20 protein-coding genes and 1 pseudogene are annotated in these 24388 nt (G+C 40.9%); 12 read left to right on the forward strand and 9 right to left on the reverse strand.

Annotated elements, in window-relative coordinates:
* Positions 1-3 precede the first annotated feature (3 nt).
* Positions 4-216, forward strand: a pseudogene (locus NSMS1_RS28970) (hypothetical protein); the annotation flags it as partial.
* 268 nt (positions 217-484) lie between these two features.
* On the opposite strand, the gene NSMS1_RS28975 reads toward NSMS1_RS28970, so the two are convergent.
* A complete protein-coding gene (locus NSMS1_RS28975) occupies positions 485-871 on the reverse strand; it encodes an endonuclease domain-containing protein (RefSeq protein ID WP_224088239.1) in 387 nt (128 codons plus the stop codon).
* A gap of 450 nt (positions 872-1321) precedes the next feature.
* Between NSMS1_RS28975 and NSMS1_RS28980 the strand changes: the two genes are divergently transcribed.
* The 3 genes from NSMS1_RS28980 to NSMS1_RS28990 all read left to right on the forward strand — a co-directional run bounded on the left by NSMS1_RS28980 (position 1322) and on the right by NSMS1_RS28990 (position 3829).
* On the forward strand, positions 1322-1768 hold the full coding sequence (locus NSMS1_RS28980; protein WP_224088241.1) for a DUF3598 family protein: 447 nt from the start codon (positions 1322-1324) through the stop codon (positions 1766-1768).
* Between the two features lie 130 nt (positions 1769-1898).
* Complete coding sequence (hisS, locus tag NSMS1_RS28985) at positions 1899-3287, forward strand: histidine--tRNA ligase (protein WP_224088243.1); 1389 nt, start codon at positions 1899-1901, stop codon at positions 3285-3287.
* A gap of 86 nt (positions 3288-3373) precedes the next feature.
* Positions 3374-3829 (forward strand): RidA family protein, encoded by a 456-nt coding sequence (locus tag NSMS1_RS28990; protein ID WP_224088244.1) that lies wholly within the window; start codon positions 3374-3376, stop codon positions 3827-3829.
* A gap of 8 nt (positions 3830-3837) precedes the next feature.
* On the opposite strand, the gene NSMS1_RS28995 is transcribed toward NSMS1_RS28990, so the two are convergent.
* The 3 genes from NSMS1_RS28995 to NSMS1_RS29005 form a co-directional block, all read right to left on the reverse strand.
* Complete coding sequence (locus NSMS1_RS28995; RefSeq protein ID WP_224095382.1) at positions 3838-4659, reverse strand: alpha/beta fold hydrolase; 822 nt, start codon at positions 4657-4659, stop codon at positions 3838-3840.
* A 103-nt stretch (positions 4660-4762) separates the two neighbouring features.
* A complete protein-coding gene (locus NSMS1_RS29000) occupies positions 4763-5689 on the reverse strand; it encodes a 3-keto-5-aminohexanoate cleavage protein (protein ID WP_224088247.1) in 927 nt (308 codons plus the stop codon).
* A gap of 74 nt (positions 5690-5763) precedes the next feature.
* Positions 5764-7233 carry a dihydroorotase gene (locus tag NSMS1_RS29005; RefSeq protein WP_224088249.1) on the reverse strand — a complete coding sequence of 490 codons (1470 nt, stop codon included), beginning with the start codon at positions 7231-7233 and terminating at the stop codon, positions 5764-5766.
* A 213-nt stretch (positions 7234-7446) separates the two neighbouring features.
* Here NSMS1_RS29005 and NSMS1_RS29010 point away from each other — a divergent pair, with 213 nt between their 5' ends.
* The 3 genes from NSMS1_RS29010 to NSMS1_RS29020 are packed head-to-tail and all read left to right on the forward strand — an operon-like array spanning position 7447 to position 9723.
* Positions 7447-8247, forward strand: a complete 801-nt coding sequence (locus NSMS1_RS29010) for an aspartyl/asparaginyl beta-hydroxylase domain-containing protein (RefSeq protein WP_224088251.1) — start codon at positions 7447-7449, stop codon at positions 8245-8247.
* 60 nt (positions 8248-8307) lie between these two features.
* Positions 8308-9315 (forward strand): zinc-binding dehydrogenase, encoded by a 1008-nt coding sequence (locus NSMS1_RS29015; protein ID WP_224088252.1) that lies wholly within the window; start codon positions 8308-8310, stop codon positions 9313-9315.
* 9 nt (positions 9316-9324) lie between these two features.
* Positions 9325-9723 (forward strand): nuclear transport factor 2 family protein, encoded by a 399-nt coding sequence (locus NSMS1_RS29020; RefSeq protein WP_224095383.1) that lies wholly within the window; start codon positions 9325-9327, stop codon positions 9721-9723.
* Between the two features lie 105 nt (positions 9724-9828).
* Here the strand turns inward: NSMS1_RS29020 and NSMS1_RS29025 are convergent, their stop codons facing one another.
* Both NSMS1_RS29025 and NSMS1_RS29030 read right to left on the reverse strand, forming a co-directional pair.
* Positions 9829-10257, reverse strand: a complete 429-nt coding sequence (locus NSMS1_RS29025; RefSeq protein WP_224088254.1) for a GFA family protein — start codon at positions 10255-10257, stop codon at positions 9829-9831.
* Between the two features lie 135 nt (positions 10258-10392).
* Positions 10393-10857 (reverse strand): hypothetical protein, encoded by a 465-nt coding sequence (locus NSMS1_RS29030; protein ID WP_224088263.1) that lies wholly within the window; start codon positions 10855-10857, stop codon positions 10393-10395.
* 435 nt (positions 10858-11292) lie between these two features.
* Between NSMS1_RS29030 and NSMS1_RS29035 the strand changes: the two genes are divergently transcribed.
* The 5 genes from NSMS1_RS29035 to NSMS1_RS29055 all read left to right on the forward strand — a co-directional run bounded on the left by NSMS1_RS29035 (position 11293) and on the right by NSMS1_RS29055 (position 16387).
* The gene (locus tag NSMS1_RS29035; RefSeq protein ID WP_224095384.1) at positions 11293-12483 is read left to right on the forward strand and encodes a sensor histidine kinase; all 1191 of its coding nucleotides are present in this window, start codon (positions 11293-11295) and stop codon (positions 12481-12483) included.
* Positions 12484-12623: 140 nt separating this feature from the next.
* On the forward strand, positions 12624-13145 hold the full coding sequence (locus tag NSMS1_RS29040) for a Ycf51 family protein (protein WP_224088266.1): 522 nt from the start codon (positions 12624-12626) through the stop codon (positions 13143-13145).
* 507 nt (positions 13146-13652) lie between these two features.
* A complete protein-coding gene (locus NSMS1_RS29045) occupies positions 13653-14843 on the forward strand; it encodes an iron-containing alcohol dehydrogenase family protein (RefSeq protein WP_224088274.1) in 1191 nt (396 codons plus the stop codon).
* Entirely contained in the window at positions 14840-16051 is a 1212-nt protein-coding gene (locus NSMS1_RS29050) for an aspartate aminotransferase (protein WP_224088276.1), read from the forward strand. Before NSMS1_RS29045 ends, NSMS1_RS29050 begins: the two co-directional genes overlap by 4 nt.
* A gap of 12 nt (positions 16052-16063) precedes the next feature.
* Positions 16064-16387 (forward strand): ArsR/SmtB family transcription factor, encoded by a 324-nt coding sequence (locus NSMS1_RS29055; RefSeq protein ID WP_224088278.1) that lies wholly within the window; start codon positions 16064-16066, stop codon positions 16385-16387.
* 46 nt (positions 16388-16433) lie between these two features.
* Here the strand turns inward: NSMS1_RS29055 and NSMS1_RS29060 are convergent, their stop codons facing one another.
* The 3 genes from NSMS1_RS29060 to dnaG all read right to left on the reverse strand — a co-directional run bounded on the left by NSMS1_RS29060 (position 16434) and on the right by dnaG (position 24258).
* Positions 16434-17297: a hypothetical protein gene (locus NSMS1_RS29060; protein WP_224088280.1), complete on the reverse strand. Its 864-nt coding sequence runs from the start codon at positions 17295-17297 to the stop codon at positions 16434-16436.
* A gap of 104 nt (positions 17298-17401) precedes the next feature.
* Complete coding sequence (locus NSMS1_RS29065; RefSeq protein WP_224088282.1) at positions 17402-22078, reverse strand: PAS domain-containing protein; 4677 nt, start codon at positions 22076-22078, stop codon at positions 17402-17404.
* 257 nt (positions 22079-22335) lie between these two features.
* Positions 22336-24258, reverse strand: a complete 1923-nt coding sequence (gene dnaG, locus NSMS1_RS29070) for a DNA primase (protein WP_224095385.1) — start codon at positions 24256-24258, stop codon at positions 22336-22338.
* Positions 24259-24388 lie beyond the last annotated feature (130 nt).

Genomic DNA, 24388 nt, shown 5'->3' on the forward strand with positions numbered 1-24388 from the left:
TCTTTGTTACATACTTATAAATTTTCTCCACGACTTACTTACGATTTAATCAAGTGGTATGTACCAATTTTAAATCGCCTTCCCAGAGATAATAAATTATTACTAGGCAATCGAATTATTACAGAACTATACAATCTACTAGATATTTTAATCGTAGCACGGTACGCTAAAGAGAAATTAATTTATCTAGAATCCTTAAATAGTAAGTTAGAGCTTTTTTGAAAAGTTGCTAGTGATGTATCACATATTTTTAGTTCACCCTAAATCCACCTTCAAAAGAAGGACTTGAAGAAGTTTTCCCCCCCTTTTTTAAGGCTACGGTGTACACGCATCTTTATGTTGAGCTAAAAAGATCATTTGATCCCCCTAAATCCCCCTTAAAAAGGGGGACTTTAATTCTTGTTCCCCCCTTTTTTAAGGGGGGTTAGGGGGATCAAAACGCCGTGGGACAAGTTTATATGACTTGTGTGTAAGCGTAGCCTTTTTAAGGCGAGTGAGGGGGAATCAAACTCTGTATCTTCTCACACACACTATCAAACTCATTTAAAACTTGGCTATTTGTAAACCTAATAACTTTTAAACCGTAGCCTTCTAAAATATGGGTTCTCTCTTTGTCATAGTCTTGAGCTTCGTCTGTGAAATGGCTATCGCCATCAATTTCAATTACTAGTTGTAAAGTGGAACAGTAAAAATCAACAATAAAATGATTAATGGGTCGTTGTCTTAAAACCCTAAATTTAAAATTCTTCAAATATCCATACCACAGCTTTCTCTCGGCTGAGGTCATGTTTTTGCGAAGTTCTTTCGCTCTTACTACAAGATGTGGATTGTATGGCAAATGGAACCCATTAATGTTAAGGTTGTTCATCATACATAGATTTTTGTCTTGTTCTCCCCTAATTGTTACTAAAAAACTAGGGTATACACACGAATCCAATCACTATATCCTAGATTGTATTGATACCCCCTAACCTCCCTTAGAGGATGTCTCAAAACTTTTTAGTGTTGTATTCAAGACTAGTAGATCCCCCTAAATCCACGCCACTTGCTTTAAGTCGGGAAACCCGCCCAACGCAGTGGCTCCCCTTAATAAGGGGGACTTTGATTCTAGTTCCCCCCTTTTTTAAGGGGGGTTAGGGGGGATCAAAACGCTGTTAGGCAACTTGATAAGTTTTGTATGTACACCGTAAAGGGATTGGGGGCTGAGTGCGTAAGTTCTGGAATTATCACTTTAGCAGGCGATCGCCATTGCTTCTATTCAACTCGGACGCTGGCTATTTGATTTTTTCTTGAATTTCATAGAGTCATTAGGATCAGCACCATGTCTAACATCCGCGAAGAAATGCCCGTCCTCGCCCGTCATGAAGGTGAATGGGTAGGTACATATACCTTAGTTGATACTTCTGGGAAAATTCTTGATCAGCATGAATCGCATTTAAGCTGTCAATTTCCTGCCGATGGCCCTTACCCCTACTACCAAGTTAATCGCTATACGTGGTCTGATGGTAAGAAAGAAGAACATCAGTTTCCGGGAACATATCGAGATAAAACACTGTGGTTTGATAGCGATCGCATTCTCGGCAAAGCCTGGGAAATAGACGATTCCAGCGTTATCTTGTGGTTCTCTTACAAAGCAGCCCCAACAATGTATTTGTATGAAATGATTCAAATTAGCCCTGATAATAACCATCGTGCCAGAACTTGGCACTGGTTTAAAGACCATCAAATATACCAACGTACTCTAATTCAAGAAAAACGGATAAAATAATAATTCTGCATATTCAGAAATTTCTAGAGTGCGTTCACCTAGTGGACGCACGATTTGCTGTCAAAATGGAATAGCAGCATATATAAATAGTTGATTATTATTTAAAACGGTTAATAGACAAGGTAGACGCATGGCGAAAAACGAAAAAATCAACTTCTCAACCCCTAGCGGATTTCCCGAATTTCTGCCTAGCGAAAAACGCCTAGAATTATATTTACTAGATACCATCCGTAGAGTTTATGAAAGCTACGGATTTACACCTATTGAAACTCCTGCCGTTGAAAGGTTAGAAGTATTACAAGCTAAAGGTAATCAAGGCGACAATATTATTTATGGTATCGACCCTATTTTGCCACCAAATCGCCAAACAGAAAAAGATAAATCAGGCGAAACAGGTTCAGAAGCTAGAGCCTTAAAATTTGACCAAACTGTGCCTTTAGCAGCCTATATTGCGCGTCACTTAAATGAATTAACCTTCCCCTTTGCGCGTTATCAAATGGACGTAGTTTTCCGAGGAGAACGGGCAAAAGATGGACGTTTTCGCCAATTTCGCCAGTGTGATATAGATGTAGTTGGGCGGCGTGAACTCAGCTTGCTGTACGATGCTCAAATGCCAGCAATTATCACCGAAATATTTGAAGCAATTAATATTGGTGATTTTTTAATTCGTATTAATAACCGAAAAATACTAACAGGTTTCTTTCAATCGTTAGGAATTAGCGAAACTCAAATTAAAACTTGTATCAGTATCATTGATGATTTAGAAAAAATCGGTGAAGCCAAAGTCAAACAACAGTTAGCAAACGAAGGTATATCAGAAGAACAAACACAAAAAATTATCGACTTCATCAAAATTGATGGTAGCGTTGATGATGTACTAGATAAACTTAAACATCTCTCTCAGAATCTACCAGAAGCAGAGCAATTGACGCTGGGTGTGACTGAATTAGAAACAGTAATTACAGGTGTCAGGAATCTAGGAGTTAATGAAAAACGGTATTGTATTGATTTAGCGATCGCTCGTGGTTTAAACTACTACACAGGCACAGTTTACGAAACTACTTTAATTGGACATGAGGCTTTAGGTAGTATCTGTTCCGGCGGCAGATATGAAGAATTAGTAGGAATGTTTTTAGGTGAGAAAATGCCTGGAGTTGGTATTTCTATCGGCTTAACTCGCCTAATTAGCCGCTTACTCAAAGCTGGGATTTTAAATACCTTACCAGCAACACCAGCCCAAGTAGTAGTGGTGAATATGCAGGAAGACTTAATGCCGACTTATTTAAAAGTATCCCAACAGTTACGGCAAGCAGGCATTAATGTGATTACCAACTTTGAAAAACGCCAGTTAGGTAAGCAATTTCAAGCCGCAGATAAACAAGGCATTAGATTTTGTGTAATTATCGGTGCAGATGAAGCAGCAGCCCAAAAATCATCGCTTAAGGATTTAAAATCGGGTGAGCAAGTAGAAGTAGCGCTAGCAGATTTATCCGAAGAAATTAAACGTAGACTTCAATGATGAAGTTGATTTTCAAAACTAGGGGTAAAGCGTAAAGATACCTCTCCCCAATACTCAGTATCCACCTAATCTAAACAACATTAAATATGGGCAATACTCGTCAAACTATTATTCCTAAAGGAATGGAAATTTTATACGAAAAGTATCATTATTGTCCTGGCATTAAGGTGGGCAATACATTATATATCTCAGGACAGGTGGGACGGGATGAAAATTTACAGGTAGTGGAAGAAATAGAAGCTCAATTTGTCCAGGCTTTTGAGAATGTGAAAAAAGTGCTTTTAGCAGCAGGAGCAACTTTTGATGATGTGGTAGAGATGATTACTTACCATGTGACAGGGGTAAATCTTGGTAATTTGCAAGTTCAGCCCTCTAATGCTTCAGAACAGCAGTTTACTATTCCACACCTGCCACTATTTATGAAAGTAAAAGATATATACTTTAGCAATAAATTTCCTACTTGGACAGGGGTTGGAATAACGGCTCTATCTACACCAGGACTAATTGTAGAGATTAAGTGTACCGCAATTATAGAAAATTAGAGGCTAAACTATTCTGATGCGTGCAGAAAATCTATTACTACTTGGGATATTTCTTCAGGTATCTGATTCATCATGCAAATTGTTCCTTGGTCAAATTCAACTACTTTCCCATGAGGAATAGCCTGCGAGAGGAAATAGCGATCGCCTGCTTTTGCTAAACTCAGTTTTTCAAATTCTTTGACATCATCCATCCCCCAGATAATGAGAGTTGGACACTTAATAGAACGAAATTTTTCTGGTGCATCTAGACAGTAATTACCTACAGCCCAAACTGCATATAAAGGATGACCAAAACATTTTAAATCGTCTAAAACCCAACGGTGATTTAATTCAGCAGAACCTACGTATCGAGAACGAGCTAACCATCTTTCCATGAGATGGGAGCCATCTTCTTTAATTTTAAAACCTTCCTCAAATCTTCTAAATAGTTCTGCTTGTCCTCCTTCGCCGAAACCAGCAACGTTACCTAAAATTAGTTTTTCAACGCGATCGCTGTAAGATGCTGTTACCTCTCCAGCAACAAAAGCACCTGTATGGTTGCCCAAAATGCTAGTTTTTTCTATCCCTAATTCATCTAAAAGCGCAATCACCGTTTTTGCGTAGTCGGCGATGGTATACATCCTGGGTGGTTTATCTGAATCACCAAACCCCATCAAATCCATTGCTATGACTTGTCTGTGTTGAACGAGGATAGGCATGAGTTCGCGGTATTCATCACTACTGCGTGGGTTCATGTGCAGCAAAACTAAAGGTTTACCCTCGCCACCGATGCGATAAAGAATCTGTCCATCTTCTGTGTCTAAAAAAGCTCGTTTAATATTTTGCTTCATCATATTTGAGCGATCGCAGTTACATTCCCTGTAGCTATTGCCCATATTACATTTTAGCTGCCAATTTATAACCACAATTGGCAACTATACTCATCCCAGGCTCTTATTTAGCAGTTGCCTCTAGCTCTTGCCTTGACAAAACTCGCGGCTGCATCTTCAGAATCTCGCGGGTTTGCGCTGGCGTTGCTACTTCTCGCCCCAGTGTATGCGCCATCTTTGCAACCTTGTCCACTAACTCCCCATTGTGCGGCTTGCCAAAGCGAAGATAGGGATCGTCTCCCAGTCCAATACCGACGTGTCCGCCAAGGGTAATTGCCCAGGCTGCCAAATTCATCACATCCCCGTTCCAACACATCACTAGCCAAGGAGCGCCTGCGGGAATAGAATCTATTACCGCCTGTAAATTAGGAAGTGTTGGCAGAATGCCACTAGGCATGATCTCTCCCGTGAAAACAAATTCCCAAAAAGTATTTTCTGATAGAAGCCCCATTTCTTGAAAGCAGCGTGCTGTACGAATTTGTCCCACATCCCAACATACTGTACTCACAAAGATGCTGTTTTCTTTGAGTATCTTCAACACTTCCTGCATATAAGCACGAGAGCTAATGTGTACTTGGTCGGATGTTTGAAATTGCTTTGTCTGTGGGTTCCAGAAGTCTATATTCAGTGAGCCAAACTCTAAAGGAACCATATCAATTCCCAATGCTGGATCATTATTCGCGGCTAATATATGCTTGACGCGATCGCTAACATGGCTTTCTTTAGAAACGTAGTTCAATGTAGGATTAATAATCAAATCAGTCTTGTCGCGGATTCCTTCAATAGCTTCCAAATATACTTCAACGTCACTAATCCACTGACCATTAACTGGGTCACGCCCATGCCAATGGAAGATTGATGCTCCCGCTTCCCAAGCACGAACAGCTTCTTGAATAATCTCTTTTGGACTGTATGGGCAATTGGGATTATCTTTGCGGTAATCTGAATCGTTGCAGCGACACTCAATAATAAGTGGTAATTGATCATTCATTATCTTTCTCCTAAAGTAGCCGTCATCAACTGCGTATACCAGAACACATGAAAATGGGTATTGGGGATGTCAATCTAACTTCTTTTTAAATACCTTCCTGTAGGCGAACCAATAACTTGTCCATTTTCATAAATCAAATTTCCCCGTAAAAACGTACTCTTAACCCTTCCCGTTAATTCCATCCCCTCAAAAGGGGTGTAACCTTGCTGAGACTCCGACTCAGCCGCACGTACTACAAAACTTTCATGAGGATCTACTAACACCAAATCAGCATCATAACCGATCGCAATATCCCCTTTTGTTAACAAACCAAACCGCCGTGATGGTTTCCAAGATAGTAACTTCGCCATCTGACTATACGACATTCCTCGCTTACTGCCTTCACTCAATACCCCAGAAAGTAAATATTCAGTCCCACCAAAACCAGACTTGGCTAACCATATATTATTCGGGTCTTTTCCACTTCTTTTCTGTTCCGCAGAACAGCAAGCATGGTCACTAACTATCCAATCTATTTGATTATTAAGTACCGCTTGCCATAAGTATTCCACATCAGCACGGGGACGAATTGGTGGATTGACTTTTGCCCAAGTACCATTAGGTGTATCAACATCTAATAATAAGTGTCCGACTGTTACCTCTCGCCGGAACTTGATATGAGGAAAAGCAGTTTGCATCGTCAAAGCTGCTTCTATGGCTTTACGCGAACTCAGGTGCAGTAAATTGATATTTGCACAGTTAGTCTCATGTGCCAAATAGGAAGCAATAGAAATTGCTAACCCTTCCGAATGAGGAGGACGCGCAGCACTGTAGGCTGGCAATCCCGTTAAACTAGAATCATTTTGGACAATTTTTGTATAGGCGTTGAGGATTTCTGCAACTTCGCAATGCAAACTCAAGCTAATATAATCTCGCGCCTCTGGATGTTCTGCCATCAAGCGGGTTATACCGCGCATAATAAACTCAAAATGGGCAAAGTCGTAACGTTCCTCTTTATTAATCATTAAAAAGAGGTTTTGCTGGTCTGATAAACCATGCAAACCATAGCCGCCGTAAAACATGAAGATTTTAAAGGAAGTTACCCCATATTCACTAAATAATAGCGGTATTTCTTCGATGTGTTGACTAGATATAGGTGCGATGTGGTAACTGTAATCTACAAAAAAATTACCTGCGGATAATGCTAAGACTTCGGGGAAAAAGTCGCGGTAGGAACCACCTTTATTCAGATAATATTGTCCTGTACGAATGTAGTTGAGACTAGTTGTTACTCCCCCCATTGCCGCAGCTTTGCTTTCTGTGGCTGCATCTTGATCTAGAGGTTGATAAATACCTATGTGCATATGGGCATCTACAAGCCCAGGAAAGCCTAGTAAGTTTTTGGCATCAATGATTTCTATACCTTGATCTGGACTAATATTAGGAGCTATCTGAGCAAATTTTCCATCTTTAATGCCTAAGTCACATAGTTCAACCGCATCATTATGGGGGCTGACAACCCGCACATTTTTGATGATTTTATCTAACACTGGAGGTTCAGTCATAGTAGACCCCACACTAAAATGAGTATAGAGTTAGTTCTCAGTCGGTAGGAATAAATTTAACTATGTCAAGCAATGTAAAATTATTGTCATAGTATGTAGTGAGGACTTTAGTCCTTCTTTCTGAATGAGCTGTTCCACATCGTACTAGAAGTTAAAATAAATTACTTAAGTATGTAACAGTTTTTTATGCAATTATCTTCAGGAGGAGAAACAATGACCAATTTTAATGAGTATCATCTAAATCCCCAAGAGTTTGATTTTCTTAAAAATTTTCAAGATAATTGGCAGATAATTAGAGACGAGTTTACTAGCTTTAGGCAGCAAGCATCTGAGGAGGAGTTAAAGTTTGCCTATGATGTTTTAGGCCCTAAAAGTAAAACTATAAAAACTAAAGGAAATTCTAAATACAGTGCTTTTGGACTTTTATTTCAAGGTTTATTTATTGAAGAATATATTCAATTGCATCAAATAGAATATCCAGATTATGAGACAGGGGTAGCTTCAGAAAAAGCACTAGCTTTAAGAAATAAATATTTTCCTAATTTGGCTAAGGTAATAGAAAAAGTCAACTCTCTTAATGAAAATATTATCAGAAACGTTTATTATGGTACATTTCTTCCTGGATTAGACATTAAACTTCATGTCAACTATAATCCTCACATGAATCGCGGTTATTTAGGATTAATTGTACCAGAGGGGGATGTGGCAATGAAAATATGCCATGACAAGCTTTATTGGCATGAAGGAGAGTTTCTGATTTTAGATCACAGTTATCCACATTGTCCGCATAATTACACTAATTACGATCGCACTGTCTTAGTCGTGGACTTTTTTAAACCTGATCAGCATAGAGAGGATGTTATAAAATTCGAGCAGGAACAAGTTGCCCAACGTATGCAGGATAATCCTTATAGCTTGGGTGTTTTTGGTAAGAGTGATAAGGCTAAGGAAGAGGATTTTATTAAGTACGGTTTAGCTCATCAGTTAGAGTGGGATAAGGCTTTGTCAAGTTGAATCTTTTTTCAACGCGGAGGTACGCGGAGGTTAGCGCAGAGGAACGCAGAGAATTTTTTAATGAAAAGAGAAAGTTATAAAAAGTTAGTAGCAAAGCAGATTAATCAAGATTTTAAGTCTGCTGTGGAAGTTGTGGAAGTTTCTATTCCTCAGCTTGAGGTAGGCCAGATTTTAATAGAAAATAAGTTTGCGGGTATTAATGGCGGGTTCGATACGTTAGTTTGTCGTGGCGATATTCCTTACTTTAGCTTAAATCCTCCCTTTGATTTGGGGGTGGAAGCTGTGGGAATTGTTGTGGATAAGGGTGCAGATGTTAAGGATTTTGAAATAGGTGATGCTGTTGTTACTACGAGAGTTGGTGGGGGTTATCGAGAATATCAGGTTATTGATGCGAATTTAGGAGTGAAGGTGCGGGAGGCTACGCCAGAGGTATTAACTTTAATGCCTACTGGGGTGTCGGCTTTGGTGGCGTTGGAACAAGCGGGGGAGATGAAGAGTAATGAGGTGGTTCTGGTAACAGCTGCTGCTGGGGGAACTGGCCATATTGCGGTGCAGTTAGCTAAGTTAGCAGGAAATCATGTGCTTGGGACTTGTAGTTCCCCAGAAAAGGTGAGGTTATTACAAGAATTAGGATGCGATCGCATCATTAACTATCGTACAGAAAACCTTGATCAAGTCCTCAAACAAGAATACCCCAAAGGCATTAATTTAATTTTTGAATGTGTGGGTAAACAAGTTTTTGATACCTGCGTTGATAATTTAGCTATTCACGGACGTTTAGTTAGCATCGGTCATATTTCCGAATATGGGAAAAATGTAGAACAGGTAACTCAAGCGCGAATTTATCACCAACTTATGTGGAAAGCCGCTTCCGTGAGAGGATTTTTGACACCGTATTATCAAGAATATATCCCAGAAGCAAGCGATCGCCTTTTAAATCTTTTCTATAATGGCAAACTCCAGGTTAGCGTTGATCCCACCGAGTTCAACGGCATAGAATCCATCCCTACAGCAGTAGAATATTTACTTAGTGGTCGTAATTGCGGCAAAGTCGTTGTTAGGTTTTAAACGTTAATGATGACACCAAATTCAGAAAACACTTTAAAAGTTGCTCATCAAGGATTTGAATATTTTACTCAAGGTTTAGCTACAGGAGAATGGCAAAAATTTCTTGATATGCTAACAGAAGACTTTACCTTCTGGTTTCCAATGGGAAAGTTCCACGGCTTGAATGTAGGGAAAGAACGCGCCAAAGAATTTTTTACTTATGTTTCTGATTCTTTCCAACCTGGAATACAAATAACATCTCTAGACCGCGTTACTAACAATGAAACGACGGTAGTATTTGAGTTTAGAGATGAAGGACTATTATTAGGAAACCCTTATAAAAATCGGGTAGCTGTTTCTTTTGATGTGCGTGGTGACAAAATCTGTAGTTATCGAGAATACTTTGGTAGCGATGGTAAATCAAATTAGGCTGATACTAATTTTATATGAGGTTGCACATAATATAAATAAAATCCATTGATTTATCGGCGTTTATCGGTGTGCATCTGCGTTCAATATTATTTCCTTATGGCCTCAAGCTGTTGGTGGCGCAAACTGAGCAAATAACTCCGCACCAGTCATATTCTCTGTGTCATTGGCAAAGCAATAATATGTAGGTTTTTCATCAATAAATACCTGATGAGTAAAAACAAAATCTTGCTGCTGCTCAAATAAACCGACAGGAATATAATACTGATTATTAGCTTTCAATCTATAAAATAAATGAGTACCGCATTGATTACAAAAGCCACGTTCAGCCCATTCAGATGAATTAAATATAGTGATGTTTTCTCTACCTTCAAACGAAACATCACTACCGCAATTAACTACCAACAAGGGGCCGCCTCCCCATTTTCTACACGTTTGGCAATGGCAACCACCAATATTTTTATTTATCGCCTGAACAGAGATACGAGTTTTTCTACAAAGACAACTTCCGTTGCCTCCATTGTGATCTGACATATCGTTCTCCACCTAAACCTAGCTATTAGATCAAGCCTTTGTTAATATTTACCTTGATATTAGGGACAAGTTATCTTTCTAGTTACATTAGTTAACAACTTTATCAAGTTCTTACAGGTTTAGTTGACACACGAGCTAATTATTTTGCGCTTGATTTGCTTGAAGTTCTGTACACTTTGCCTCTGCGGCTTGATAAGCATCTAGATATTCTTGACCACCGAGCATGACATCGCCATAATATTCATAAGGCGCTTCACCGTAGATAGGCAATGGGTCATCTTCGGGATAATCTTCTTGTGATTCTTCTATAACTGCTTTTAACTTTTTCACACTCAAGCTTTGGGCAACAAAATACCATAGTTCTTCCGGTTTTTTGTGCAGATGGGGTAGGTTGGGATCGACTATACTGTCGCCTATTTCAATCCAACTGTGTTCTCTAGGTTTATATGGCTTCCCTGCACAAACTAGAAAACCTTGGACATAACTTGCTCCCTGTGTTGCTAATGCGGCTTTATAAGCATTATCAAAGGGTTTATTGGCTTTACTTTTGATGCTTTCTGCAATCTTGAGCGAAAGCGTTTCATCCAATGCTTTATTCATTGACAGCCGTTAATGAGAGCGCCGACTACAATATCAATATACATGAAAAAACAACGACGTTTTAGATTTACGCCGTTGTAACAGCATTTCTGGTTACTACAAGAACAAGTTTAGTCTTTTCGGCAGAAACCGAATAATTACGTATTACTATAGCTTGAGAAACATTATGTAGATGTATTTATTAACACAATTGATATGATAATTCACGGTGATTTTTTGATTCGTTCAGTCAAACAGGGAGTATGATAAGTAAAATTTTTACGCCATATTGCCAAAAGAACACTATCTAAAACCTGGATTTTGTGTTTTTTGGTCAATCAGATATGGTATGGCTAACGTAGGAGTCTTTCTATTCTCTCATGAGAGTGATGCCAGAGAGCTTAAGACATATTAAGCTACCTCTAGTTGAAGATGCTGATTATCCTTAAATAAATGATGGATTTTAGCCAAACTCTGAGTAATAAAATAGATGCCATTGTTGATAAATGGGTAGAAGCAGTATGTCAAGATGAGCAAATTGAGGCTACTAAAGAACTAACTTTTAAGGTTGTAAGAGATAGTTTACCTAAAGTTTTAAAAGCTTTAGCAACAGTGCTTTCTGAATCAGAAAAGAGCGACTTACAAACAGTAGTAGATGCGAGTTTAGAACATGGCTTACTACGTGCTGAACAAGGATTTGAACCAGCCGAGATTGCGCGAGAGTATCGTTTACTGCGGATGGTGATTTTTTCCTTTTTAGAAGATGATTTATTAAAGGCATCGCCTGTAGAATTATTAAGGGCTGTCCGCTTAATTGACATGATCATTGATGAAGCGATCGCCCGTTGTTTTAACAGCTATACTCACGGTAGGCTACAAGAGTTAGAACAACTCCAAAGCCAGTTACGCTTGACTAACCAAGAACTGACTCGCTTGGTTCGCGCTAGTAAGGATAGTATGTCTCAGTTGGCGCATGAACTCAAAACCCCTTTAACTTCCATTATTGGTTACACAGATTTATTTTTACGTCAGCATCGCCAAAAACCAGAACTCAAGGATACATATCCCAACCTCGAAAGTATCGAACGAGTTATGAAAAGCGGTAGGTTGATTCTGCGTTTAATTAACGATACTTTGGAAATTTCCCGTTATGATGCTGGTCACTTAGTATTACAACCCACCCCTACAGATGTTAGGCAGTTAATTAATTCAGTTGTCGAGATTATTGAACCACTAGCGCGGAATAAAGAGTTAGATTTAGTGACAGATTGCGATCGCGCTCCCAATCAAGTTACTACAGATCCCTTAAGATTACAGCAAATTCTCACCAATTTACTTAGTAATGCCATTCGCTACACAGAATTGGGTACAGTTCGGTTAGAGTGTTGGCAAGAATCTGAAAAAAACTGGGCTATATCCGTTATCGATACAGGAATAGGAATTGCAGCCGACGCGCAAACGCAAATCTTCCAACCTTATTTTCGTGCAGAAACTGATAAACAAGTACAAGCTTCAGATGGTACAGGTTTAGGGTTAGCAATAGTCCATCGCTTAGTTCAACTATTACAAGGCGACATTAAGCTTGTTTCACAGCCAGGAAAAGGTTCTACATTTACGGTAATTTTGCCATTGGTCATTAGTCACTAGTCATTAGTCATTAGTCCACAGTCAATAGTCATCAGTTTTTCTCCCTCATCTCCCTCATCTCCTTCATCTCCTTCACTCCCCACTCCATGTAAAATAGGTGTGTCTGTAATGAAATAAAAACACCTAACTAGCCAATCTGTATGCTCACAACGGCTGATTTTCTGAAATATACTCAATGGTCTGGTATTGCCACTTTGGTGTTTGCTGCTTTGGCTATACTGGCTTTTCTGTTTAAATGGGGCTTCCGCTATCGGCTAGTGGGAACAACTGGCTTTATGTTGGTGCTGACTACTGGTTTATTTGCACTTTCATTATTCCCTTTGAGTCGGACTGTCATTCCTGGGGCTGTGAAGTACACTCTAGTTTATGATAATGGCTCAAACCAAACTGTAATTTCTCTATCTCCGAAGATTTCCCCAGAGGAAGTAGAAGCGACTTTGTTACAAGCTGCTAGTAATCTTTATTCTTTCGGGCGTTCTGGTGGCAGAGACGATGATAAACTGACAATTCGCGCTCGTACTCTTATTCACCCAGAACCGGGGCTAACAGTACCACTTTACCTTGGAGAAGTTAAGCGATCGCTCACTAACCGCGAAGATGCCCAAATCTCAGTGGAAATATATCCCGAAAAATTTGCCCAACTCCCACAATCAAAAGCTTAACAACAGCCTCCTCTGTGTCTTTGTTGTCAAAGATTCTTAACCACAAAGACATAGAGCGCTTAATTTTATTATGAGGACATAATTTTTTTGTATTTTCATATACAGTATTTGTTATTTTTAGATTAAGATATTATTTACCTAAATTTAATCAAGGTGTTATTCATGGGTGATCAAAAATGGAAATTATACTTAAAAATCCATTCAGTCACTATGAACAGCAATGCTTTTGGTTAATACTCTGACAGTAGTATTGTTAATAAATATACATTTATTCAAAAGTTTGATTGTTCAGAACTTAAGTACGATGGGCAATATTTTGAGATTCTAACCACACCTGTGAATAGGGAGTAAGGGAGTGGGAAGTAGGGGGAGATGAGGGAGAAGAACTATGGACTATGGACTAATGACTAATGACTAATGACTAATGACTAATGACTAATGACTAATGACTAACATCTAAATAAATTCTATTAAGAAATATCAAGGTTTTTGGCACACTAGATGTATATGCCTTACAAATTATCGAATCAAACCTTGTCTACTCAAACTTCTACTTCATTGATCACGCTCACTATTGCCCCTGCAAAAGTGATTCGTGGCGCTAATATATTGCAGACAGCCGTCGCAGAAATTGCCAAATTAGGCACTCGGCCTTTAGTTGTGGCGGGTAATAGCACTGTTGCCATTAGCCAAGAAACTCTACATCCTATTTTAGAAAGCCACAATCTGCATTTTGCTCAATCTTCTTATGGTGCAGATTGTTCTGAAGCTAGTTTAAAAGCTTTGAGAAAGGCAGCTAAAGACCATAAAGCAGATAGCATCATCGGTATTGGTGGCGGTAAAGCTTTAGATACAGCTAAATTAGTTGCCCATCAGTTGCAGCTACCTATCACCACAATTCCCACTTCGGGGGCTACCTGTGCAGCTTGGACTGCCCTATCAAACGTATATTCTGAAGAAGGCGCATTTTTATATGATGTTGCCCTATCTCGGTGTCCTGATTTATTAATACTTGACTACGACCTGATTAAAACTGCACCGCAACATACACTGGTGGCGGGTATTGGGGATGCGATCGCTAAATGGTACGAAGCCTCAGTTAGTAGCGGACATCTAGAACAGACTTTAATTATTGCCGCAGTCCAACAAGCGCGAGTTTTGCGGGATATTTTATTCCAGAAATCAGTTGCAGCTTTGGGAAATCCAGGTAGTGAAGTTTGGCAAGAAGTTGTGGATGCAACTGTTTTACTTGCAGGTGTCATTGGTGGACTTGGTGGGGCGCAGTGTCGGACAGTGGCAGCCCATGCAGTACATAATGGTTTAACCCACATTGCCGGACACACTAGCATTCATGGCGAAAAAGTCGCCTATGGTATTTTAGTGCAACTGCGTCTAGAAGAAATGGTACAAGGCAATCAACTAGCAGCCGCTTCACGCCAACAACTATTAAAGTTTTACGCAGAGATTGGATTGCCGCCAAAATTAGGAGATTTGGGGTTGGGTAACATTACCCTGGGCGAGTTACAAACAGCCGCCGAAATCGCTTTAACACCTCAATCTGACATTCATCGACTACCATTTAAAGTTGCATTGGAACAGTTAATGGCGGCGATGGTTTCTACCACTGCACCGACAGATAGTAGAGACTCGGTTCATCGTGTCTCCACCAGGGGAATAAGTGACGAGGTTGAGGAATGAGTTTTGATTGGATAACCCCAGCAGATAGGATAAAGCAACTACCACCTTATGTATTTGCCCGTCTTGACGAGTTAAAAGCAAAGGCCAGGGAGCAAGGAATTGATTTAATAGATTTGGGGATGGGAAACCCTGATGGCGCGACACCACAGCCAGTGGTAGATGCGGCTATTCAAGCTTTGCAAGATAGCAAAAATCACGGTTATCCTCCCTTTGAAGGTACAGCGAGCTTCCGCCGTGCCATTACTAATTGGTATAATCGCCGCTATGGCGTTGTTCTAGACCCCGATAGTGAAGCCTTACCGCTACTCGGTTCTAAAGAAGGATTATCGCATTTGGCGATCGCCTACGTTAACCCTGGCGATGTAGTGCTGGTTCCTTCTCCCGCCTACCCCGCCCATTTTCGTGGCCCGGTAATTGCTGGGGGTAAAGTCCACAGCTTAATTCTCAAGCCGGAGAATGACTGGTTAATTGACTTAACCGCCATCCCTGAAGAAGTTGCCAGACAGGCGAAGATACTATACTTCAACTATCCCAGCAACCCCACAGGCGCGACCGCACCCCGCGAATTTTTTGAGGAAATCGTCGCCTTTGCCCGTAAATACGAAATCCTCTTGGTGCATGACTTGTGTTATGCCGAGTTAGCCTTTGATGGTTATCAACCCACCAGTTTACTCGAAATTCCTGGGGCGAAAGATATCGGCGTGGAGTTCCACACCTTGTCGAAAACCTATAATATGGCTGGTTGGCGTGTGGGCTTTGTGGTGGGAAATCGCCATGTCATCCAAGGCTTGCGGACACTGAAAACCAACTTGGACTATGGGATTTTTGCCGCCTTGCAAACAGCCGCCGAGACAGCATTGCAACTACCAGATATTTATCTGCACGAAGTACAGCAACGCTATCGCACCCGCCGAGATTTCCTCATCAAAGGATTAGGTGAACTCGGTTGGGATGTTCCCAAAACCAAAGCCACCATGTATTTGTGGGTAAAATGCCCTGTAGGCATGGGTTCGACAGATTTCGCACTCAACTTATTACAACAAACAGGCGTTGTCGTCACTCCTGGTAATGCCTTTGGGGTTGCCGGAGAAGGCTATGTACGGATAAGCTTAATTGCAGATTGCGATCGCCTGGGTGAAGCCTTACATCGCATTAAGCAAGCTGGCATCCGTTATCGTCCAGAAGCCCTCGTTTCTGCTTCAGAATAGAGATCATAATTCATGCAAACCCCCATCGCTACCACTCCTGATTTAATCGCTGCCAGTTTTCATGCCCTTTCCGATCCCATTCGGATTAAAGTGTTGGAATTATTACGTCAGCGAGAATTGTGTGTCTGTGACTTGTGCGAAGCTTTGGGGGTAAGCCAATCAAAATTATCTTTTCATCTCAAAACTTTGAAAGAAGCTGGGTTAGTTAATTCCCGTCATGAAGGACGTTGGATTTATTACAGCTTAAATATTCCTCAATTTGCTTTTTTAGAACAGTATTTAGCAGCATTTCAGAATTACAAACCGATTTCTTCTAGACATTCTTGCTGCGAATAAGGTAACAAAGACAATTTAGAGAATTTTGGCAAAGGACTAGGTTTTCCTAGCGGCGACAGACTATTTCTTCTGTATTACCCCTATTAGTAAGTTGACCATCGTAAACCGCAGTACCAATATGAAAACTAAAATTAGCTACACCTATACCTTTCTCACCAACTATTTCTAAAGTAAATTCCCCGCTATGACCTGAACTACCAGGATCATAAATCACATAGTTTTTACCTGAAGTCGGTGCAACATATTTGACACTACCTACTTGCTGAATAATAGGTTGACAACTTTTGATTGTTGCTACAACTTCCTTGTAGCCGCCAAATTCTTTGCTTGCCCATTGCTGTCGAACAACAGGCGCAGCATTTACACCGGGAAAACTGCTATTGTTAACCCAAATAAAAGTTAAGGCAAGTAAAGCAACTAAGAACGGAATTAAGGTTCTAAAAGATAAAATACCCCGATGGGAATAAGCTGTTCGTTGGGGAAATTCACAAGCAATACGAATCCCCAAAATAGATAGCAAAACCGAAATAGGCACACTTAAAATTGCCAAGCGGGAAAGGAATAGATACGACCTTTGTGTTAGTAAATCAAGACATAGGGGTAAGTTACCAACGAGCAAACCGATAGTACCACCTAACACCAGGAACGATGATTCAATTTCTGATGCAAAAGAAGATATCGTCTGCAACACAAGAGCGGTTGTAGAGATACCAAAAAGATATAGGGCTAAACCAATAATAATTGCTAAATAAAACCACCCGGTGATGTTCATTTGACGATAGTTGAGAAAATAAACATTGGCAGGCGTAAGTAAACCAATATATGCAGTAAGAAAACCTCCCAACACAACCAGTAGCGAAACGACATTCTTTCTCACGTAGCGATCGCTCCTTTGAAAAATAGCTCTCAATAAATAGCATTTCTTTTATATCTTGATTCTTTTACAGTAGGCATCCTGCCTATAAATCAATACGGTTCAGATAAGAATAATTAACCACCGATAAAAATTACGAATTACTTCCGTCCCAACAATTGCGCGATCGCCTGCGCTAATTCCACCGCATCGGCAGGTTTGGGAATATGCTTTTGAAAGCCTGCGGCTAGGGCTTGATTTTGGTCGATTTCTCCAGCGTATGCAGTTAGAGCGATCGCTGGAATTTGTCCACCTTGTTCTGGCGACCATTTTCTAATTTGCCGCAACAACATATAGCCGTCGATTTGCGGCATACCAATATCGCTTAACAGCACATCTGGCTTGGATCTGGCTAAAATGTTCAAGGCTTCTATTGCTGATGCTGCCGTTGTTACAGTTGCCCCACATTGTTCTAGTGCAAAGCTAAAATACTCGCGCACATCTGCCTGATCATCAACTAAGAGAATCTGCACACCAGTCAACAGCGTATCTTGAGTCTCTAATTCCTCCGCAACAGACTCGGCACTTGTCACTGCGTACTCAGCACTTCTATATAAAGGTAGTCTGACAGTAAAGATAGCTCCTTTGTCTTCTCCGTCACTCTCTGCTTGGACTGTACCCCCGTGTAGTTCTACCAGATGGCGCACAATTGCCAGTCCTAACCCCAAGCCGCCAAAGACTCTGGTTGTCTTAGCATCTGCTTGGCGGAAATATTCAAAGACATGGGGTAAGAATTTTGGAGTAATCCCCTTACCTGTGTCTATCACCTGAATTTGAGCATCCCGCGCTACCTGTTCTAAACGCACTTCTACCCGTCCTTCCGGTGGGGTAAACTTGACAGCATTAGAAACTAAATTCCAGATTACCTGTTGCAAGCGATCGCCATCACCCATCACCTGTACAGGCTCTTCACTCAAGTTAGTAGTCACTTGAATTGATTTGACTTCTGCTGCTAAACGGACTGTTTCTAACCCCGCTTTAACTGTGTTTCTTAAATCAATTACACTGATATTTAAACTCAGTTTACCGCGTAAAATGCGGGAAACATCAAGTAAGTCGTCAATTAGTTGAGTTTGTAACTTGGCGTTGCGCTCAATGGTTTCCAAAGCTTGTTTGACAGTCTCTTCCTTATACTTGCGCGTGCGCAGTAACTTTGCCCACCCCATGATGGGATTGAGGGGAGTCCGCAACTCGTGGGAAAGAACGGCGAGAAATTCATCTTTAATGCGGTTGGTAGACTCAGCTACAGCACGGGCATTTTTTTCAGCTTCGTAAAGTTGAGCGCGGGCGATCGCTTGAGCGCATTGTTGCCCCAATGTCAACATAAACTTCTGTTCTTCTTCGTTGAATTTTTGGGATGTGGCAAAGCTCAATCCCATCACCCCGATTGTATGCTGTTCCACAATTAGAGGAATACAAGCAAAGGCACTATTGCCTGTATTGGAGGGAACATTACCAATCTGCGGATATTTGGTCGCAAATACTTCTACATTGGGGATAAAAATTGCTTCCCCTGTTCTGGCTGTTTCGGCAATGGGTACAGCCGCCGTAATGGGGAAAGTCTCCCAAGCATCTTTGACAGATTCGGGGTAGCCAATGGCTTTGATAATTCTCAGGGTATTACCGCCTTCAGTAAGCAACACAACCGAACCAGCAGATGCTCCCAAAGCTGCTAATCCTTGATTTACCACCACATCAGCCACTTGTTCTTGAGTTAGGGCTTCACTTAGGGCAGCCGTGATGCTTTGCAAGCGTAATGTGCGACTCATTGCCAACTCGGCAGCCTGTTTTGCTTGCTGGGTTTCTTGATACAGCCTAGCGTTATCAATGGCTGTGGCGGCACGCCTAGCAATATCCTCAGCTAAAGCTAGGTCAGTTTGATTTAATTGCCGTCCAGAATTGGCTGTGACAAAGGAGATGACACCGAAGATTTGAAAGCGTGAATATAGGGGAACTACCATGAGCGATCGCATCCCCAAGCTTTGCAATAATTGCAGATGTCGCTCATCGTCCGCCATCTCTTGCAAAAGCGAGTCTGCCACTTGGGGATAAAACGCAGATTTTCCTTGGAGTAGTAGGTGACGAAATGGGTGTTTACCCTCAGTTCTAGGTGGGTAAGACTGATGTATTTCTGCGATGATTTCTAATTTAACAGAGTCAACAGAAGCGATCGCTACCCGTTTAATTGACCAATCTGGTTGCAGAACATCGACAATACACCAATCGGCCATAGCTGGTACTGCCAAGTGAACCACATTATTGAGCGTAACTTCATAATCTAAAGAAGCCGCTAATATTGTGCTGGCTTCGACTAATAATTTTTGTGCCGCTTCTACTTGTTTACGTTCACTAATATCTTCAATAATTCCTAGAGCATATTTAGCTTGACCTTGCTCATCCCACACGGCAGAGGCAGTTAAGTTAACCCAAACAATCGTGCCATCTTTGCGGACATAACGCTTTTCTAAGGAGTAACCATTAATTTCCCGCGATAACACTTTTCTGGCATAATCCCAATCAGCTGCCAAATCATCAGGATGGGTAATATCCTGAAAGTTCATCTGGCTAAACTCCTCGCCACTGTACCCGGTAATCTCGCACAATGCCGGATTCACTTGCAGAAATTCACCAGCCAAAGTTACTAAAGTAATACCTACAGCCGCTTGGTCAAACATGGCTCGGAATCTTTCTTCACTCTCCCTTAAAGCAAGTTCTGCTAGCTTAGTGGCTGTCACATCAGCCAAGATGATGCCAATTCCCACCGTTTCGCCGATGTTATTTTGGACGGGGTAATAATTACCTAACCAATAACCGTAAGTTCTCGGCGTACCTAAAGTTTCCCCACTAATTTCTACATTCAGTATTGGCTCTCCCGTATCCAACACCCGTTGAAACTGGGTTTCTAATTCTGCTGCCATTTTGGGGAGAACTTCGCCAAATTTCCGTCCTAGATGCTCCTCTATACTCAAACCGTTAATATCAGCCAACACTTGATTAATACGGATATAACGCAACTCTCTATCTAAAAAGCAGACTGCAACAGGTGCGGCTGCCAACAAGGCATCTAGATGTGATAGGGATTGGGCATAATGATAGAGAGCCTGGTGCATATCTCGGTAGAGTTGGGCATTCTCCAGCGCTAAGGCAGCACGATAAGCAATATCTTTGGCTAGGGCTAAGTCAGTTTCATTGTAGCTACGACCTGATTCAGCCGTAATAAATGTAATAGATCCCAAAACTCGCTCATGGGCGATTAGGGGTAATATCATGGCGGATTTAATGCCTATAAGCTTTAAAGCTTCCAGGTTTTCTGGATTTTGAGTACCTGCTACCAAAAGATCATCTGGTATTTCAGCAATGAGCATCGGTTCGCCAGTTTGTAGCACTTTAGCTATTAAACACGCACCGCCAGGATTTGGTTCATATTGCTGAAGAATCTGGGTCAAATCTGCTTTTGCTGGGTCTAAATGGGCGATAGGTAAGCGGCGAATTGAGCCATCTTCGTTGATGATTTCAATACTGCACCAGTCAGCTAGTTGGGGAACTGATATTTTCGCAATTTGTTCTAAAGTTTGCTCGTAATCTAAGGAACTAGAGATGGTATTGGTAGTTTGAGCAATATAACGCAACGCCACCTCTGCACGTTTGCGTTCTGTAATATCCAGCCCAGTTACCCCCACCCCAAGCAATTTCCCGTCTGGTAAACTCACTGGGTAGTAGCTGACAATACTACAACGATACACTCCGGCTGGATATGTTTCTCCGCTTATTTCCTGATTAAGTAATGGCTGTTTGGTTGCCATTACTTGATGTAAAATAGGCTCTATTGTGTCCGCCCAGGCTGGTAATACTTCTCTTAGGGTGCGTCCAGTATGTTGACTTTGGGGTATACCATTAATAGCGGCTAAAGCTTCGTTGGTATAAACGTAACGCAGTTCTGTATCCAAAAAAGCCAATGCTACAGGTGAACTAGTAAGCCAAGCGTTCAATAATGCCAGATATTCATCTTTTTGCTGAATCGCTTTTTGCAGTTGACTCTGTAATTTTTTATTTTTTAGTTCTGAACGCTTACGTTTAGTAATATCGACTGCTGCACAAATGACACCCTCAATTTGACCATTAACTTTAAAAGGTTCTGCTAATAAATCGTAGTAAAGAACTTCTCCCTTCAAGATTACAGAAACTTCTTCATGGGCAGAAACATCGTTTTTTAATACTCTTTGCTTAATTACTGCTAGTTTTTCTGCTACTGAAGCAGGTAGTATTTCATAGTCAGTTTTACCGAGTATATCTTCATCAGAATCCACGCCTTGAAGATTATATATCCACTGATACCGTAAGTCTCTATCCTGCTGAAAGACTACAATATCTGAATTGCTCAGTGCTAGTCTAAATCTTTCTTCACTTGTCTTGAGCTTTTGTAAATTCGCTTCATCTTGTCCGTTTGACTTCTGCCATTTCTCACAGACGACGCTGAAAAATAATCCCTGTACAGCAAATAACCCTATTTTTACCGTATTAGTAATGTCAAGAGATAGGTCAAATTGTGGCTGAAGAAAAAAGTAATCACTTGCTACTACAGACAAGCCAGTTGCTAAAATTCCAGACCAAAAACCACCATACCAAGCACTGAGCATAACAGCACTAAAAAATAGCAAAAAAGGAGTAGTGGTTATGTTTAGCCAGGGATCTAACAACAGCATCAGCGCACAGGCAAACGCTACAGCAAATATAATAATTCCTAGACGTAGCAATGCAGAAATAGAAATATACGGCATGAAGATTACTTGCGACAACTAATACTTGTTGCAGAGTCTTTACATAACCTAAGCTAGTTTGCAAGTTTTAGGTACTTGTCTTGGGATAGATTGTATGACTTTTCTAAAAAACTTCTTTTAGTTAGATGTTAATTTTTTGTTAATGTAGTAATTAGCAGAAAAGTGTAAATTTAAAAGACATAATTATTACTTGATATATAAATATATAGTAAAGTTTAAAGTCTGATTTTTTAAAATGAAATTATTTCATCATTTAATTACAATAACTCAGTTAGTGAAAACTGTCGTTGTCGGTCTAATTCCTGAAGTTTGATTTTTTCAGTATAGAACGCCTGATAATAGGACTGCCATTTTTCTGGCTCAATCTCAGGATCAGTTTCTTGCCAAAGTTCCAAAAAGTGACGGTAACGCTTTTCTCTGAGGACTCTTTCCATGCAGGCGATCGCAGCTTGTACAACTTGCGGAGTCCGCATTATCTCCTTCTTGGTTTTCTCATCAAGATGGAACAGATGAGAAATTACACTCAGTTCTTCACCTAATTCTAAATATATATCTTGTAATCTCGAAATTAAATCAACTTGCTTCTCTGTAGATTCTATAATTTGTAGCCACAAAAATCGATGATGAGAAAGACTAAAATCCAAGTTCCGTGCCTCTAGTTCGTCCATAATCGCTTGACGATGTTCGGAACAATGGAGGTAAATTCGCAGCAGTAGCGCCTCGGCGTGTTCTAGAAGGTGGCGATCAGTGGGGAGTTGGGAGTTGGGAGTGGGGAGTTGGGAGTGGCTTCTATTGGTTCTGGGTGAGAGGGGTTTAGAATATGTAGCGGTGGTGGGGGTGATTTGGGTGAGGAGATTTTCTACTCGTAAGGGAATGAGTCTGGTGTCTCCTAAGCTGAGGATTTCGGCACAGTAAGAGACGTAATAGTTACGAGTATCGCTGTTAACTATATTTTTGAGTAGTTTGACAAATTGTTGGGTAACTTGTTGAAAATCCGTAGCTTGTCTTAAATCCTGGTCTTTGATAGTCTGCTGAATCTGCCAATTTAACCACAATGGTGCATTTGCTAATAGTTGTCCATAATCTTCAGGTGTATGGGTATGCAAATATTCATCCGCATCTTTGCCGTCGGGTATATTAAGTATTTTCAGTTGCACTTCGCCTTTATAAGCTAAATTGGCAATTTCCCCGATCGCTCTTTCGGCGGCGTTAGTTCCGGCTTTATCTGCGTCAAAGTTGAGTACCAACTGTTTTGATTCGGTGTAGCGCAATATCAGTCTTACCTGCTCTAAACTCAAGGCAGTACCCAAAGAAGCTACAGCGTTATTTATCCCAGCCGCGTGGAGAGCGATCGCATCAAAATATCCCTCCACTACCACAGCTTGATCAAGTTGTGCAATCCCCGTCTTTGCTTGATCCAAAGCGAATAGGGTTTTACCCTTATTAAATAATTCCGTTTCCGGTGAGTTTAAATATTTCGGCTGTTCATCCGTCAGAGTTCTCCCACCAAAAGCAATCACCCTTCCTTGGATATCACGGATGGGAATCATCAGGCGATCGCGGAATACATCATAATATCCCGCCCCTTCCTTACGCGGTTTAATTAAACCAGCTTTTTCTACCAATTGGACTGGATAATGTTTATCTTCTACCAAATAGCGATGCAGGGTTTCCCAACCTGCGGGTGCGTAACCTAAACCAAACTGCTGGATAGTGGCTTCATTGAGTTGGCGATCGCTACGTAAATATTGCAATGCCCTTTGTCCTTGAGATTGGCGTAGCGCGTGCTGATAAAAACTCGCCGCCGAAGCCATAACTTCATACAACTGTTCCCGCAAAGACAACTGACGTTGTAATTCTTGGCGTTGTTCTGGTTCGAGAGTTTGTACAGGTACTTGGTAACGCCGGGCTAAATCTAACACCACCTCAGCAAACGATCGCTTCCCCAACTCCATCAAAAACTTAATTGAGTTTCCCCCAGCCTGACAACCGAAGCAATAATACATTTGCTTAGTTTGGCTAACAGTAAAACTAGGCGATTTCTCATCATGAAATGGACATAATCCGACAAAATCCTTACCACGCTTGCGTAAAACTACATATTCTGATACCACATCGACAATATCAGCCCGATGTTTAACTTCATCAATCGTATCTGGGTGTAAGCGTGGGATTTGCATATTAGTCATTAGTCATTAGTCATTAGTCCAAAGTTATTCTCCCCTGCTCCTCTGCGCCCCTGCTTCTTTCTCTCCCTCATCTCCCCCCACTCCCAACTCCCAACTCCCCACTCCCCCTATAATTGTTGTC

Origin of the sequence: Nostoc sp. MS1 (assembly GCF_019976755.1) — a bacterium.
Classification (GTDB): Bacteria; Cyanobacteriota; Cyanobacteriia; order Cyanobacteriales; family Nostocaceae; genus Trichormus.